A 15,126-nucleotide genomic window follows, 5' to 3' on the forward strand; every position below is an offset into this window, starting at 1 on the left:
CCACCATACAGGGTGGCATTTGCCCCCACCGCGCAACCCCAGTGTGCCGGATGCGGGGCGGCGGTACCCTAGTCCACAGCTTTACCCATACGACACATGAGGACACCACCGGCAATGGCATCGCTTACCCCATCTCAGCACACGCACACCGACGACCCCGCGCACGAAACACCCACCGCTGTGGCACAAGATCTTGCGCAGAGCCGCGAATCCGGATTGGCTCAGGCGCCGGAGTGTGAGCGCACCCAGCTGACCGGCAGACAGCGATTCGTCGTGGCCGTCACGTTCTTCTCGATGTTCTTCGGCGCCGGCAATCTCATCTTCCCGCCGCTCGTCGGCGCGTTGAGCGGCCACGCGGCGGTGCCCGCACTGGTCGGCTTCACCATCTCGGCGGTCGGCCTGCCAATCCTCGGGGTGATTGTGGTGGCCCGTGCCGGTGGGTTCGCGCATCTTTCGGCGCGCGTCTCCCGCCACTTCTCACTCATCCTCGGCGTGGCGATCATGCTCACGATCGGCCCGCTGTTCGCGATTCCACGCACGGCGTCGACCTCGTTCGAGATGGCGGTCGTGCCGTTTCTGCCCAGTGGCGCGCGCCCATGGGCGCAATTCGCCTATTCCGTGGTGTTCTTCGCCCTCGCGTTTGTGGTGGCCCAGCATCCTGACCGTTTGACCGCCGTGCTCGGCCGGATCATGGGGCCGATCCTGCTGGTCATGATCGCCGCGCTGTTCGTGGCGTGCCTTGTGGTGCCGCACGGTCCGTTCACCGCACCGATCGGCGTCTACAAGCACGACCAGCTCATTCAGGGATTCCTTGACGGCTACCAGACGATGGACCTGATCGCGGCATTGTATTTCGGCATCGTCATCTCGGCGAACATCAAGGAGCTTGGTGTGCGTGACGAATCACGCAACCGGGCGGAGACCGGCATCGGCGGCCTATGGACCGGCGCCATGCTCATCATCGTGTACGGCGTGTTGGGATTCGTGGGCGCCGTGTCCGAGACCTTCCACGCCATCGACCCCACGACCGATACGGGCGCCACCGTGCTGACGAACCTCACGTCGCACGCATTCGGCCCGGTCGGTCTCGCCTTCATCGGCATCGTCTTCGTCATCGCATGCTTCAACGTGTGCACCGGCCTCATCTCCACCTGCAGCTCGTACTTCCACACCACGTTTCCCCGTATGGCCGGCCACCGTGTCAGCTACCGCGTATGGAGCCTCGTGTTCACGCTGATCAGCTTGGCCATCGCCAACATCGGCCTGAGCGCCATCATCGCGCTTTCGGTGCCGGTACTGGAGTTCCTCTACCCCATCGCAATCGTGCTCGTGGCGCTGGCGCTGTTCGGCCGCGTCTTCACGCAACGCTTCCCACGCGCCTATCTGTGGACCGTTCTGGGCGCCGGCATCGTCAGTGGCGCCAACGCCATCCGCGGATTGGCCGCGGTGTTCGGCGCACATCTCGAATGGCTCGACCGCGCGTGCGCGCTGTTGCCCCTGCAGCAGGTGACACTGGGATGGCTCGCGCCTGCTGCAGTGGGTCTGGTCATCGGCATCGCCATCAGCATCGCCGAACGCCGGCGCGCACGCTGACTCGGCCGGCGCTGGCGTGGCTCAGGCCTCGGATTGGTCGCGAATCCGCGCGTCCAGGGCCTCCACCAGATCGCCATAGCCTTCACTGGCCATCCGGTCGCGTGGCACAAAACGCAGCGACGCCGAATTCATGCAGTACCGCAGACCGCCGCGCTCTCGTGGACCGTCCGAGAACACATGGCCTAGGTGGCTGTTGGAACCCGTCGCGCGCACTTCGAGACGCGGGTGCATCGGCAGGCTGTGGTCTTCGACCTCACGCACCGACGCGCGGTCGATCGGCGCGCTGAATGCCGGCCATCCGCATCCGGAATCGAATTTGTCGGTCGAGAAGAACAACGGCTCGCCACTGACGCGGTCCACATAGATGCCCGGTTCGAACACACGGTCGTATTCGTTGCGGAACGGCGCCTCTGTGGCGGCGTGCTGCGTGACTTCATACTGTTCGGGAGTCAGGCACCAGATACGTTCGATGTAGCGTTGGCGCTCACGCATATGGTTGATCACATCCACCGGAATATGGCAATAACCACCCGGATTGACGAGTAGATAATCCTGATGCTCGGGCTCCGCAGGTGTGAAGTTGCGCAACCGCTCCACTTCCACAGCCGGTTCGTGGCCGGCACGTTGCGCGAGCTGCGCCAGCGCCTCCTCATACACCACACGTTGTTCGGCGGCGCGCTCACCGGCCGGATACAGGCCGGAACGGTACTGCGCACCGACGTCGTTGCCTTGGCGGTCGACGCTGAACGGGTCGATGATGTCCAGAAACAGCAGCGTCAACGTCCGCAGGCTCACGCGCTCCGGGTCATAGGCAACGCGCACCGTCTCCACGGCACCCGTTGCGCCGGAACACACCTGCCGGTATGTGGGATTGGGCGTGTTGGATTGCGCATACCCCACGGTCGTGTCGGTGACGCCGTCGACGTTCTGCATGGCACGTTCAAGCCCCCAGAAACAGCCGCCGGCCATATATGCCACATGTGCTTCGGCGGCCGGCTCCGCATCATGCGCGGCCATGGCGCTCACGCCTCGTCCGCGTACTTCGCGGGGTCCTGATCAAAGACCTCGGCGCAGTGGGGGTTGCAGAAATAGATGGTTTTGCCGTGGAAGACGCGTGTGTCAGCCGCGTGCTCCGGATCGACGACCATGCCGCAGACCGGATCGATTGCCTCATGCACATCGTTCATGGTATGTCCTTTCGTTGTGGCGGTGTTGTCTGCCGCCGGCTTGGCGAGCGCCTGCTCGTCGATGGTGATGGGCGCAAGGCGCCCTGTGGTATGTCTAGGCTTAGCACGGGTCGGGTCGAAGGCATGCAGCCGGTTAGCGTTGAGCACAACCGAGAGCGAGGAGAACGCCATCGCCGCGCCGGCGATCATCGGACTGAGCAGGATGTGCCACGCGGGATACAGCACACCGGCGGCCACGGGGATGCCGAGCCCGTTGTACCCCAGCGCGAAGCCGAGGTTTTCCCGGATGTTGCGCAGGGTGGCGCGTGAGAGGTCCCATGCGGTCACCACCGCCATCGGCGAACCGTGCATGAGGGTGATGTCGGCGGATTCCATGGCCACATCGGTGCCGGTGCCCATCGCCATGCCCACATCCGCGCGCACAAGGGCAGGAGCGTCGTTGATGCCGTCGCCCACCATGGCCACCACATGCCCTTGGTCCTGCACCATGCGAATCACCTGCTCCTTGGCTTGTGGAGCCACATTGGCCACCACAGTGCTCATGCCGACCTGATGCGCGATGGCATAGGCGGTTGTGGCGTTGTCACCGGTGAGCATGACCGTCTGCACGCCGCGCGCGTGCAGCGCCGCGATGGCTTCGTGTGCGTCCGGTTTGACGGTGTCGGCCACGGCGAGCACCGCCACAAGGGAGCCATCGATGGCGGCCAGTACCGGCGTGGCGCCTGCGGCGGCGAACCGTTCCATAATCCCGTGTGCGTCGTCCATCTGCTGCGCGGGTATGGCGCCGTCAAGCAACGCGGCGTTGCCCACACGCACGGCGTGGCCCCGCACAGTGGCCAGCACGCCCTGACCGGGCACACTGGTGAATGCGCTGGCGTCGGGCAAGTCAAGGCTCCGGGCGCAGGCGGCCTCCACGACGGCTTGGGCGAGGGGGTGTTCCGAGCGTGCCTCCGCCGCCGCAATGAGCGCGAATGCGGCGTCATCGAGCGGTGTGCCTGTACCGTCCGCGCCATCTGCGCCGCAGTATGCCACTGCATGCGTGAGTGAAGGATGCCCTGCGGTGATGGTGCCGGTCTTGTCGAATACCACCACATCCACGGCGGCGGTGCGTTCCAACGCCTGGGCGTTGCGGTACAGCACGCCGTATTGCGCGCCCTTGCCGGTAGCGATTGTGATCGACAACGGCGTGGCCAGGCCCAACGCGCATGGGCATGCGATCACCAGCACGCAGATCGCACAGATGATGCCGTAGGCGGGCTGACCAATAGGACCCCACAGGCGCCATGCCACAAAGGTCCACAGTGCGATCAGCACCACGGCTGGCACGAACACGGCGGCCACACGGTCCGCGATGCGTTGGATCGGCGCCTTCGACGTCTGCGCCGTCTTGACGAGCGTGATGATCTGCGCGAGCGTCGTGTCGGCGCCCACACGTGTGGCACGGTAGCGGATCGCACCGGTCGTGTTGACGGTCGCGCCAATGACCTCGCTCCCCGCATGCTTGGTGACCGGCATCGACTCGCCCGTGACCATCGATTCATCCACGGCGGTCGCGCCATCGGTCACCACACCATCCACGGGTATGCGCTCCCCAGGCCGAATCTCCACAATGTCGCCAACGTGCACGTCGTCGGTCGGCACATCGACCACTGCGCCGCCGCGCACCACATGCGCCGTGTCGGGGCGCAGCCCGATGAGCGCGCGGATCGCCGCGCCTGTGCCGGCACGCGCGCGCGTCTCCAGCAGCTGCCCCAGAATCATCAGCGTGATGATCACGCCGACGGCCTCGTAGTATGGCTCGCGCGCGCCCCGCGGCAACAGGCCCGGCCAGAACGTGACGACGAGTGAATAGGCGAACGCGGCGACCGTGCCGACCGAGACGAGCGAATTCATCTCGGGCGCCCGGTGTGCCAACGCCATCCAACCGGTGCGGTGCACCGGCCAGCCGCAATAGCACATGACCGGCAGCGCGAGCGCCAACTGCAGCCACGGACTGGTGACCCACGCGGGCAGCGTGCTGTGGAACCACGCGCCGACTGCGGGAATCATCGGCAGCATCGCCACCAGCAGCAACGGCACGGTACATGCCACGCCGACGATGAGCCTACGGGTGAGCTCATGCGCCTCATGCGCGCGCTCGTCGTCCTCCGCCTGTTGCGCGGCGCGGATCTGCTCGGGCCCCTGCAGCACACCCGTTGCCTGCGACGGTGTCTGTACGCCCTGTGCTTCGTCACCGGAACCGGTGACGCGCAGTTCGCCGTGGAGCATGTTCATACCGCACGCGAACGGATAAGTGCCTGGAGCGAGCGCCGGCAGCATGAGCTGCGTGGTGTCGAACGCGGGCAGCGCACGGTCGATGCCCAGGTCGGGGAACACGACGTGCGACGAGCATTCACCGCTTTCCTGCCGGTCGAAGTCGAGGCGGATGGGACTGCCCGCAGGCACCTGCACGACCGCCGGCTCATAACCGCCCTTCACTGTGATGTGCGCAGTCTGCACGCCGTGGTCCTCCACCGACTGCGCGGCGCGGCGGGGCGCGAAGAAGAACCACACGAGCGCCGCACTGAGCAGCACCGCCACCACGACGATGATGACATTGATCACCAGTCACCTCCTGTTGCACCGTGCACATCACGCGCACGTCTTGCATGCTTCTTCTTGGTACAGCAGCGCGGGCGCACCCTGTATTCCACGCCCGCGTGTTGCCTGTGCCACGCCTGGACGTCGCCGTGCAGCTGAAAACCGCCGGCGCACCGCATGCACTGGCTACGCTGGTGCATGGAACCAGCCGAACCATGAAGGAGGCACCACCATGACCACACTGATCACCGGGGCCAGCGGGGGCATCGGCGCACAACTCGCGCTCCTGTGCGCCCAACATGACGACGAATTGTTGATCACCGGCCGCAACGCCGACAAACTCGCGGCGGTGAAAGCCAATCTGGAACGCGACTACCACGGCAAGGTCACGGCAATCACGCTGGACCTCGCGCAGCCCGACGCAGCCGCCCGCCTGGAACAGTACACCGTGGAACGCCATATAACGATCGACACGCTCATCAACGACGCCGGGTTCGGGGACTGGACCACATTCCTCGACATGGACGACGACCACATGCGCGCGATGATGCAGGTGAACATGGTCACGCTCGCCGAATTGTGCCATCGGTTCGGGCGCAGGATGCGCACGCGCGGACATGGGCGCATCCTCAACATCGCGTCGGTCGCCGCGGCGTTGCCGGGCCCCTACATGGCCATGTATTACGCGACCAAGGCGTTTGTGCGCTCATTGAGCGTGGCGCTCGCCTACGAGCTGCGCGGCACCGGCGTCACCTGCACCGTGGTGTGCCCCGGTCCGGTCTCCACTGGATTCGAGAGCGCCGCCAACATGCACGGCAGGAATTTCTTCACGATGGTCAAACCGTCCACACCGCAGGCGGTCGCGCGGTTCGCCTACGCCAAGATGCAGGCCGGCAGCGCACTCGCCTATTCGGGGGCGTTCGCCAAGCTGACCGCACTCGGTGTGCGCGGTGTGCCCACGCGCCTTGCCGCACGGTGCGCCGCGTATATGAACGGCGGCGATCCGCACACGTCACGGTAGACCAGCCGCACGGCGCGGTGACATCACAACAAGGCCGTACAGCCATGTGATCGTGTGGCTGTACGGCCTTGTTGCGGTTCGCCGTGTCTTGGGATTACGAGCGTGAGCGCGTGCGGAACGGCGCCGAAGCCTTGTGCTTCGTGTGCCGCTTGCGGTTCGCGGCGGGGCGGCCCTTGCGGCTCGCGTCGCGTGCCTTGAGCCGGCGCTCATGGCGTTTCACGGCTTCGTCGCGCTCGTCGCGCACCAGACGCTGCTCCTTGCGCTGGATGCGCTTGGCGCCGTTCTCGTAATTGCGCTTGCCCTTGCCCTGCTTCTTGTGCTTCTTCGACACCTTGCCAGCCGGTACGCCATCACGGCCCCGTTCGGCGTCATGCTGCGCTGGGTGATCGTCGCGCACACTGCGTACATCGCCGAGGAACCGCTGCGCGAACTCACGCTGCTCCTCGGTGAACTGCTGCCGCTGGCTGTCGCGGCGGTCCTGCGCACGTTCGGAACGCGAACGCTTGCCGCCCTTCGGGCTGCGTGAGCGCCGCGGTTCACGCTCCGCCCCACGGTTCTCGCCTCGGCGTCCACGGCGGCGATTGCGGGACTTGCCCGGCGCGCCTTGGCGCTCGGCGCGCTTGAGCGGAGGCAGCGTCCATCCTTCGACGGGCTCCGCAGGCGTGCCCACGAGCTCGAGCACCTGCGGCGAATCAGGCTTGACCTCGAGCGGCTTGACGTCGATGCCCGCCTGATGCAGCAGTTTGCGCGCATAGCGGCGCTGGTCCGGCGTGATCACGGTGATCACGTCGCCGGCCTTGCCGGCCCGCGCCGTACGGCCGGAACGGTGCAGGAACGACTTAGGGTCGTCCGGCGGGTCGACCTGCACCACGAGTTCCACACCACTGACGTCGATGCCACGCGCGGCCACATCAGTGGCCACGAGCACGTTCACCGAACCCGATTCGAAGGCCTGCAGGTTGCGGTCACGCTGGTTCTGGTTGAGGTTGCCGTGGAGCTCGGCCGCCGGAATGCCCTGCTGGGTCAGTGATTTGGCGAGCTTCTGCGCCTGGAACTTCGTGCGCGTGAAGAGGATGCGGCGTCCGGACCCGGAGGCCAGCTTGCGCACGAGGGCGGGCTTGTCGTTGCGCGTGGTGAGAAACACATGGTGGGTCATCAGATCGACCGCGGATGTCACCTCGTCGACGCTGTGCACCTTGGGTTCGTTGAGGAACTCGTCCACGACCTCGTCGACGCCATGGTCGAGCGTCGCGGAGAACAGCATGTGCTGGGCGTCGGGGGAAATCTGCTTGAGGATGCGGCGGATCGGTGGCAGGAAGCCCATGTCCGCCATCTCATCGGCCTCGTCGAGCACCGCGACGCGCACATCGTCCAAGGTCAGCGCGCCCTGTTCGATGAGGTCCTCCAAGCGGCCTGGACAGGCCACCACAATGTCGGCGCCGGCCTTGAGGTCGTTGATCTGTCTGCTGTACCGCACGCCACCGTACACGGTCGTCGTCGTCATGCCATACACATGGGCGAGCGGCGCCACCACATCGTTGATCTGGTTCGCCAATTCGCGCGTGGGGGCCAGGATCAGCCCACGCGGGTGTGGCGTCGCGTCGCTGTGGCGCAGAGCCTTGACGCGGTCGCGCTGCGCTTTGCGCACCGCCGAGCGGAAATCCTCCATCGAAACGCCGTCGTCGTACGTCACGTCGCCCAGACGGGTGACGAGCGGCAATGTGAAGGCGAGGGTCTTGCCCGAGCCGGTGCGGCCTCGGCCGAGCACATCACGGCCGGCAAGCGAATCCGGCAGAGTGTCCTGCTGAATGGGGAAGGCGGTTCGTTTGCCTTCGTCGGCCAGCGCATGCACAAGCGGGCCGGGCACGCCGAGTTCGGCGAACGTCATCTCAGGCTCGTCATAGTCGGCCTGTTCTTCGGAAGTCATCTGTAAATCGGGCACAATGGCCTTTCATAAAAATCGTTGAATAATTCGCGCGATATGCGCAAACTCGTCAACTATATCCGAAGGCCGCTACGAACCACACACCGCGCACAGCGGCGCCTCGGGGCGCATATACGGCGGCGCGCCGCGACATACGCGGATGTCGCGGCGCGCCCGTGAGAGGGAGGACAGACCGGTCAGCGGTTCTGGTCGCCGTCTTCCCGGATGGGGTGCAATGGTTCGGACGGCTTGCCTTGGTCACGCACGACCGACGAGGTCTTGGGGATCGCGCCTGTCGCGCGCCCGATGGCCTTGAGGCCGTGGTACAGCACGAGCACGGCGATCGAGCCGATCGCGATGCCGTTGAACTGCACGTCGGAAAGCGCGAACTGGAAGTTGGCGATGCCGATGATCATGACGATGGCGGCGGTCATGATGTTGAGCGGCTTGCTGAAGTCGACCTTGTTGTCCACCCAGATCTGCACGCCGATCATGCCGATCATGCCGTAGAGCAGCGTCGTGACGCCGCCGAGCACACCGGCGGGAATCGAGTTGATGACCTCGCCGAACTTGGGGCACAGCGAGAGGATGAGCGCAAAAGCGGCGGCGCACCAATACGCGGCGGTCGAATAGACCTTGGTCGCGGCCATGACGCCGATGTTCTCGCCGTATGTGGTGGTGCCGGAGCCGCCGCCGAAGCCGGCGACGGTAGTGCCGAGGCCGTCGGCGATGAGCGCGGTGCCGATCTGGTTGTCGTAGTCATGGCCGGTCATGGCGGCCACGGACTTGACATGCCCCACGTTTTCAGCGATGAGCACGAGCACGACGGGCAGGAACATCGGCAGCACGGAGAAATCAACCTGCGGCAGGTGGAATTTGGGGAAGCCGATCCACGAGGCGTCGGAGATCGCGGCGAAGTCGACCTGTCCGCGGAAGCACGCGTACGCGTAGCCGATCAGCACGCCGATGAGGATATTGAGGCGTCCCAGCAGGCCTTTGAACAGCACGGCCACGAGCACGACCGCCAACAGCGTGACGAGCGCGGTGTCTGGCGCCGTCTGGAAGTTGGTCCACACCGTGGGCGCCAGGTTGAAGCCGATGATCGCGACGATTGCGCCGTTGACCACAGGCGGCATGATGCGGTCGATCCATATGGCACCCGCGTATTGCACGGCCACGCCTATCAAGGCCAGAAGCACACCGGTGCACAAGATGCCGAAACTTGCGACGGCGATGCCTTTGCCGGAGCTGTACACGGCCGTGATTGGCGCGATGAAGCCGAAGGAGGACCCGAGGTACGACGGCAGGATGTTCTTGTTGATCAACAGGAACAGGGCCGTAGAGAATGCCGTGAAGAACAGTGTGGTGGATGGGTCGAAATGGGTGAGGATCGGCACGAGGAATGTGGCGCCGAACATGGCTACCACATGCTGCGCGCCGATCTCAATCGTGCGCGGCCAGGTGAGGCGCTCGTTGGGCTCGACGACCTCCCCCGGTCCCAAGGTCTTGCCATTGCCGTGCAGTTTCCAATGGAACATGCCCGCCATCGAAAGGTTGGTCATAAGGTCTCCTTGACTGATCGATACCGACTTGCTCGGTATTGTTCGCGGCGCCACGTGGAGGCAGATGCATGCGCCCTACGGAAAAACGCCATCGTCATTGTAAAGCCCCCACGTCACGAACCGGGCAGGAGCGTCGTTACAAAGCCCGCGATGGCGCCGTCACGCCCGCAGACAACAGTGGAGCCCACATCCCGGGAACGGGATGTGGGCTCCACTGTTGTCTGCGGGCAACCGCTCAACGGCCACCCAATCCACTCACTTCGCGGGGAAGAACACGAGTGCGAGGCCGATGCACAGCGCCACGAGGATGACCGAGGCGATGAGCGAGGCGCCGAAAGGCTTGACGCCCTTCTTCAGCGCTTTGAAGTTGACGTTGATGCCCAGCGCGGCCATGGCCATGCCGAGGAAGACCTTCGCCACATCGTTGCCAAGCACGTTGACGAACTCAGCCGTGGAGGGCCATGCCTTGAGCATGAGCGTGCCGATCGCGGCGGTCGCGATGAACCCGAGCATGAACCACGGGAACGCGACCTTGCGCTTGCCGCCGTCGGCGGGGACCTCACCGTGCTTCTTGTCCCACCAGATCGCCACGATGATCGCGACGAAGACGAGCATCAGCACACGCGAAAGCTTCATGATGTTAGCCATGGTGGCCGCATCCACAACACCCTGCTGCGCGGCGAGCCGCTCGTTGGTGAGACCTTCGCCGGCGGCGACGGCGTGCGCGATCTCGTGCAGGGACCCGCCTGCGACGAAGCCTTCCTGGGCCTGCGTGAGGCCGAACAGCGGGAGCACGGCAATCTCGAGGAGCGCAAAGATCGTGCCCATGATTGCGACGATCGCGATGGCGGTGACCTCGTCGTTCTCCTTTTCCTCCTCACGCTTTGGTGAGACCTTGATCGAACCGGAGACGCCCATCACGGCGGCCGCGCCGCAGATGCCGGTGCCACACGCCACAAGGATGGCCATGAGCGGGTCGACCTTCATCAGCCGGCAGATGCCGTAGGTGATCAGCACGGTGACGAGCACGACGCCGGCTGCGAGCGGCAAGCACTTGGCGCCGGTGGTGAACAGCAGCTGCAGGTTCAGCTTGAAACCGAGCAGGATGATGCCCAGACGCAGGAACTTGTTGGCGATCAGGCCTGCGGCGTCCTTGACGCCCGCCTTGCGCTCGGCGTTGTCTTTCGTGTACCACGCGCGGATCGGGAACTGAACGACCATGCCGATGAGCAACGCGATGATCAGCGCGCCCAGGATCTTGAACCCGTTGAACTGCGCGAGCCACATGCCGATACCGGTGGCGGCCAAGGTGACGATGACAATCAATAGCATTTGTTTGGTGGCAATGCGTTTGCCCCATTTGATACAAAACTCTTTCACACGCCCTATTTAAATACGCCGCTTGCGACCACGCAAAACACCAAGTACCACCCCAAGCCGCCAAAAGAACAGGAAAACATTGGATTCCCAGCGTCTGACGGTATTCCCCGCTTTGCCGAAGAGCGAACAAATTTGGCACACTGTGCACTACATATACCTGATGGTTACCTGTGAGGATTGGCAGACCACTCTCAGCGAACACACGCGACTCCCCCATAAATCCTGCGTAAGATGAATGTCAATGCACAAAGAAAGGCATCACAATGACTGACAATACCGAAACCAATGAAGAATCCATCAACATGAACAATGGTCAGGCCAATGGTGGCTCGACATGCGGCGCTTCCTCGGATGGCGACCTCGACTTCCAGGGCCAGGCCGATCACACCGAAGCAAGCGAGCAGGCGGAAACCAAGGGCCACAAGTGTGGCTGCGGCAAGTCCGATCCCTCCAACGACTTCCCGAAGTCGCAGGAGCCCAGTGGCGACGGCACCGGCATCAAGGCCGGCGGCGAACAGGCTGAGTAACCAGACCCCACGCGACACACCACACACCATGCGGCTGTGTTGCGGCAACGAATCACCCCCACCAGTGCGATACTGGTGGGGGTGATTCGTTGCCGCAACACGGCGCTCACATAGAGAAAGGCCCCACGATGCCATCCATCCCTTACCGTCTTGTCCGCTTCGACGACGAGCCGTTCGCGATCGACCCGGTCGAATTCGACCGCGGCATCGCCGAAATCGCCAGGTACTGGACCGAGATCGACGACGATCTGGCCGATACGGATCCAGACCGTGCCGCACGCATCCGCGAAGACCGCCTCCGCATCGCGAAATTCGACTATGCGCGCACGGCCTATTGGCATGACCCGGAAAGCATCGACGCGATCTGCGACATGCCATACCTGCCCGACGGCGGCTATGACGCCGAAGCCGGCGAATCGCGCGGCCATCTGCTCGACCTGTATCTGCCCCACAGCGCCATGGTGCGTGGTGGCGCCACATTGCCGGTGTTCATCGACATCCATGGCGGAGGCTTCACGTACGGCTACAAAGAGCTCAACCGCAATTTCAACATGCATCTGGCGGCGCTAGGATTCGCCGTGTTCTCGTTGAACTACCGGCCCGCACCGCAGACCGACCTGCGCGGCCAGCTCGCGGACGTCCAGAACGCTTTGGCATGGATCCGCGACCATGCCGACGATTGGCCCATCAGCCCGCACAACATCTTCCTGACCGGCGATTCGGCAGGCGGTGCACTCGCATGGTACACGCTGCTCATCGAGCGCAATCCCGACGCCGCCCAGGCGTTCGGCATCGCATCCCCATCGGAGCTCACCATCGCCGGCGCCACGCTCGTCAGCGGCGTGTTCGATCTGACGGAACGACCCGATGTGCCCAGCGCACGCACACAACTGGAACAGACCGTAGGCCGCGAATTCTTCGACGGCCTCGACGGCGCGATGCCGCTCGCCCCATTCTCGGCTGCCGCGCAGACGGCATTGCCGCCACTGTACCTGCTAACGAGCAGCGACGACTTCATCCAGGCGGAGACGCTCGGGCTCGCCACGGCCCTGGCATGCGCCGGGCGTGATTTCGAACTCCACGATGTCAAGGTGGCACCGACCGAGACGCTCGGCCATGTGTTCTCCGTATGCATGAGCTGGCTCCCCGAAAGCCAGCGCGCGCTGCAGCAGATCCACGATTTCGCCTACCGCAACTGCCGGTGAGTCCTGATCCATGCACAACACGGCGGGGCCGGCGGCGAACATGTCTTCGCCGCCGGCCCCGCCGTGTTGTGCATGCACTTGGTTATTTGCTCACATTGAACTTGAACTCGGTGATGTCGCCGTCCTGCATCACGTAGTCCTTGCCTTCGAGGCGCAGCTTGCCCTCTTCTTTGATCTTGGCCATCGAACCGTCGGCCGCCACAAAATCGTCATAGGAGACGACCTCGGCCTTGATGAAGCCCTTTTCGAAGTCGGTGTGGATGACGCCTGCGGCCTGTGGGGCGGTCCAGCCCTTGTGGATCTGCCAGGCGCGCACCTCCTTCTCCCCTGCGGTCAGGAAGGTCTGCAGGCCGAGGATGTCGAAGCCCACGCGTGCGAGCTGGTCGAGGCCCGATTCGCTCAGGCCGGCGTCCTCGAGCATCTCGCGGGCATCGGCTTCGTCAAGCTCGGTGAGTTCCGCCTCGAACTGCGCGTTGAGGAAGATCGCCGGGGCCGGGGCAACCGAATCGGCGAGCTTCTTCTTGAACTCCTCATTGGTCAGTTCGGCGTCATCCACGTTGAACACGTAGATGAACGGCTTGGCGGTGAGCAGGTGCAGGTCGGTGATGTCGTTCTTGTCGATTTCGCCCGCCTGTGCGGCCTGGTCGATTGTGCGCCCCGATTCGAGGATCGCCTTGGCTTTCTGCACCGCCTCCATGTAGGATGGCTCGATCTTTTTGCCGCGCAGGTCCTTTTCGAGTTTGGGCAGTGCGTTGTCGATCGTCTGCAGGTCGGCGAGGATGAGCTCGGTGTTGATTGTGTCGATGTCGTCGGCCGGGTCCACATGGCCGTTCACATGCACGATGTCGTCGTCTTCAAACGCGCGCACGACTTCGCAGATCGCGTCGGCCTCACGGATGTTGGCGAGGAACTTGTTGCCCAGGCCTTCGCCTTCGGAGGCACCTTTGACGATGCCGGCGATGTCGACGAACGTGACGGTGGCCGGCACGATCTTCTCGGTGTGCACGAGTTCGGCGAGCACCGGCAGGCGCTTGTCAGGAAGCGGCACCACACCGGTGTTGGGTTCGATCGTGGCGAAGGGGTAGTTTTCCGCAAGCACGTTGTTGCGGGTCAATGCGTTGAACATGGTGGATTTGCCCACGTTGGGCAATCCGACGATTCCGACAGTAAGAGACATGCGACTCAGCTTAGCGCCGCCGCTCGTCAAGAGGGGCCGTGCGCGAAGCATGCGCCCGGCCCCTGTGCAATACGTATCGCCTCAGCCCTGTTCGATGGCGTCGACGGCCTTGATGACGGCCCCGCGGAACGCGCTCTCCTCCAACGAGGCCACGCCCTTGATCGTGGTGCCGCCCGGCGAGCACACGGCGTCCTTCATGGCACCGGGGTGCTCGCCTTCACTCATATAGAGGGCGCCGACACCCTCGATCATCTTCGCAGCCAGACGATATGCGGTGGCGCGCTGCAGCCCGTATTTGACACCTGCGTCACCCAACGCCTCCATGTACATCTCGGTGAAGGCGGGGGCACATCCGGCGATGCACATCGCAATGCCCATGTGTGCGGTGTCCACGCGCTCGATCAGTGCAATCGAACCGAAAAGCTCTTCGAAACGGTTGCGCTGTTCGGGTGTGAGCGTGTCGACGTCTTCGGTGACGAGCACGCCCTTGCCCACCGCCATCGGCGTGTTGGGGATCGTGCACTGCACATGGATGAGCTCGCTCATCTCGCCAAGCATCCGCTGGAACTTCTCGAGCGTCCACCCCGCCGCGATCGATACGACGAACTTGCTTTCGTTCACCAGCGTCTGCGCGACCGGCTTCATCACCGCTTCCACCTGGTATGGCTTGATCGCCACGACGATCACGTCGGCCGCCGCGGCGACCTCGATCGGATCGTGCACGGCGCGCGCGCCGAGCGCCTTGGTGGTGGCGACGAGCTTGTCGTAATGCGCGGCGCACGCCACAATCCGGTCGGCGCCGACCGTGCCCGATTCGATGAGGCCGCGTGCGATCGCCTGCCCCATATTGCCAAAGCCGATGAATCCGATGGTCGTTGAATCGGTCATGATATACGTCCTTTGCGTGCGGTTCTCCTTGGGTGGTGGCGCGGGTTCCGCCGTGCCACCACCCATGGTAAGGCACACCGCG

At 64.2% G+C, this 15,126-nt stretch carries 11 protein-coding genes; 4 read left to right on the forward strand and 7 right to left on the reverse strand.

Going from position 1 to position 15,126, the window contains the following annotated elements; translation table 11 throughout:
* The first annotated feature begins 114 nt into the window (after nucleotides 1-114).
* Nucleotides 115-1,593 carry a branched-chain amino acid transport system II carrier protein gene (brnQ, locus tag PG2093B_RS05685; RefSeq protein WP_129897655.1) on the forward strand — a complete coding sequence of 493 codons (1,479 nt, stop codon included), beginning with the start codon at nucleotides 115-117 and terminating at the stop codon, nucleotides 1,591-1,593.
* Between the two features lie 21 nt (nucleotides 1,594-1,614).
* On the opposite strand, the gene msrB is transcribed toward brnQ, so the two are convergent.
* Together msrB and PG2093B_RS05695 are read right to left on the reverse strand one after the other, a co-directional pair.
* Entirely contained in the window at nucleotides 1,615-2,610 is a 996-nt protein-coding gene (gene msrB, locus PG2093B_RS05690) for a peptide-methionine (R)-S-oxide reductase MsrB (protein ID WP_129897656.1), read from the reverse strand.
* 5 nt (nucleotides 2,611-2,615) lie between these two features.
* Nucleotides 2,616-5,384, reverse strand: a complete 2,769-nt coding sequence (locus PG2093B_RS05695; protein WP_129897657.1) for a heavy metal translocating P-type ATPase — start codon at nucleotides 5,382-5,384, stop codon at nucleotides 2,616-2,618.
* 208 nt (nucleotides 5,385-5,592) lie between these two features.
* Here PG2093B_RS05695 and PG2093B_RS05700 point away from each other — a divergent pair, with 208 nt between their 5' ends.
* On the forward strand, nucleotides 5,593-6,381 hold the full coding sequence (locus PG2093B_RS05700; protein WP_129897658.1) for an SDR family NAD(P)-dependent oxidoreductase: 789 nt from the start codon (nucleotides 5,593-5,595) through the stop codon (nucleotides 6,379-6,381).
* A gap of 94 nt (nucleotides 6,382-6,475) precedes the next feature.
* On the opposite strand, the gene PG2093B_RS05705 is transcribed toward PG2093B_RS05700, so the two are convergent.
* The 3 genes from PG2093B_RS05705 to PG2093B_RS05715 all read right to left on the reverse strand — a co-directional run bounded on the left by PG2093B_RS05705 (nucleotide 6,476) and on the right by PG2093B_RS05715 (nucleotide 11,247).
* Nucleotides 6,476-8,308, reverse strand: coding sequence for a DEAD/DEAH box helicase (locus tag PG2093B_RS05705; RefSeq protein ID WP_129897659.1), 1,833 nt, complete (start codon nucleotides 8,306-8,308; stop codon nucleotides 6,476-6,478).
* A 194-nt stretch (nucleotides 8,309-8,502) separates the two neighbouring features.
* Nucleotides 8,503-9,852 carry a uracil-xanthine permease family protein gene (locus tag PG2093B_RS05710; protein WP_129897721.1) on the reverse strand — a complete coding sequence of 450 codons (1,350 nt, stop codon included), beginning with the start codon at nucleotides 9,850-9,852 and terminating at the stop codon, nucleotides 8,503-8,505.
* Nucleotides 9,853-10,122: 270 nt separating this feature from the next.
* Nucleotides 10,123-11,247, reverse strand: coding sequence for a YeiH family protein (locus PG2093B_RS05715; RefSeq protein ID WP_165366068.1), 1,125 nt, complete (start codon nucleotides 11,245-11,247; stop codon nucleotides 10,123-10,125).
* A gap of 263 nt (nucleotides 11,248-11,510) precedes the next feature.
* On the opposite strand from PG2093B_RS05715, the gene PG2093B_RS05720 reads away from it, so the two are divergent.
* Both PG2093B_RS05720 and PG2093B_RS05725 read left to right on the forward strand, forming a co-directional pair.
* Nucleotides 11,511-11,774 carry a hypothetical protein gene (locus PG2093B_RS05720; RefSeq protein ID WP_129854701.1) on the forward strand — a complete coding sequence of 88 codons (264 nt, stop codon included), beginning with the start codon at nucleotides 11,511-11,513 and terminating at the stop codon, nucleotides 11,772-11,774.
* A 128-nt stretch (nucleotides 11,775-11,902) separates the two neighbouring features.
* Complete coding sequence (locus PG2093B_RS05725; RefSeq protein ID WP_129897661.1) at nucleotides 11,903-12,979, forward strand: alpha/beta hydrolase; 1,077 nt, start codon at nucleotides 11,903-11,905, stop codon at nucleotides 12,977-12,979.
* Nucleotides 12,980-13,061: 82 nt separating this feature from the next.
* Here PG2093B_RS05725 and ychF read toward each other — a convergent pair whose 3' ends face one another.
* The gene (ychF, locus tag PG2093B_RS05730) at nucleotides 13,062-14,156 is read right to left on the reverse strand and encodes a redox-regulated ATPase YchF (protein WP_129897662.1); all 1,095 of its coding nucleotides are present in this window, start codon (nucleotides 14,154-14,156) and stop codon (nucleotides 13,062-13,064) included.
* Nucleotides 14,157-14,237: 81 nt separating this feature from the next.
* Nucleotides 14,238-15,044: a pyrroline-5-carboxylate reductase gene (gene proC / locus PG2093B_RS05735; protein ID WP_129897663.1), complete on the reverse strand. Its 807-nt coding sequence runs from the start codon at nucleotides 15,042-15,044 to the stop codon at nucleotides 14,238-14,240.
* Nucleotides 15,045-15,126: the final 82 nt, after the last annotated feature.

The sequence above is a fragment of the Bifidobacterium pseudolongum subsp. globosum genome (genome assembly GCF_004155535.1).
GTDB classification, from domain to species: Bacteria; Actinomycetota; Actinomycetes; order Actinomycetales; family Bifidobacteriaceae; genus Bifidobacterium; species Bifidobacterium pseudolongum_C.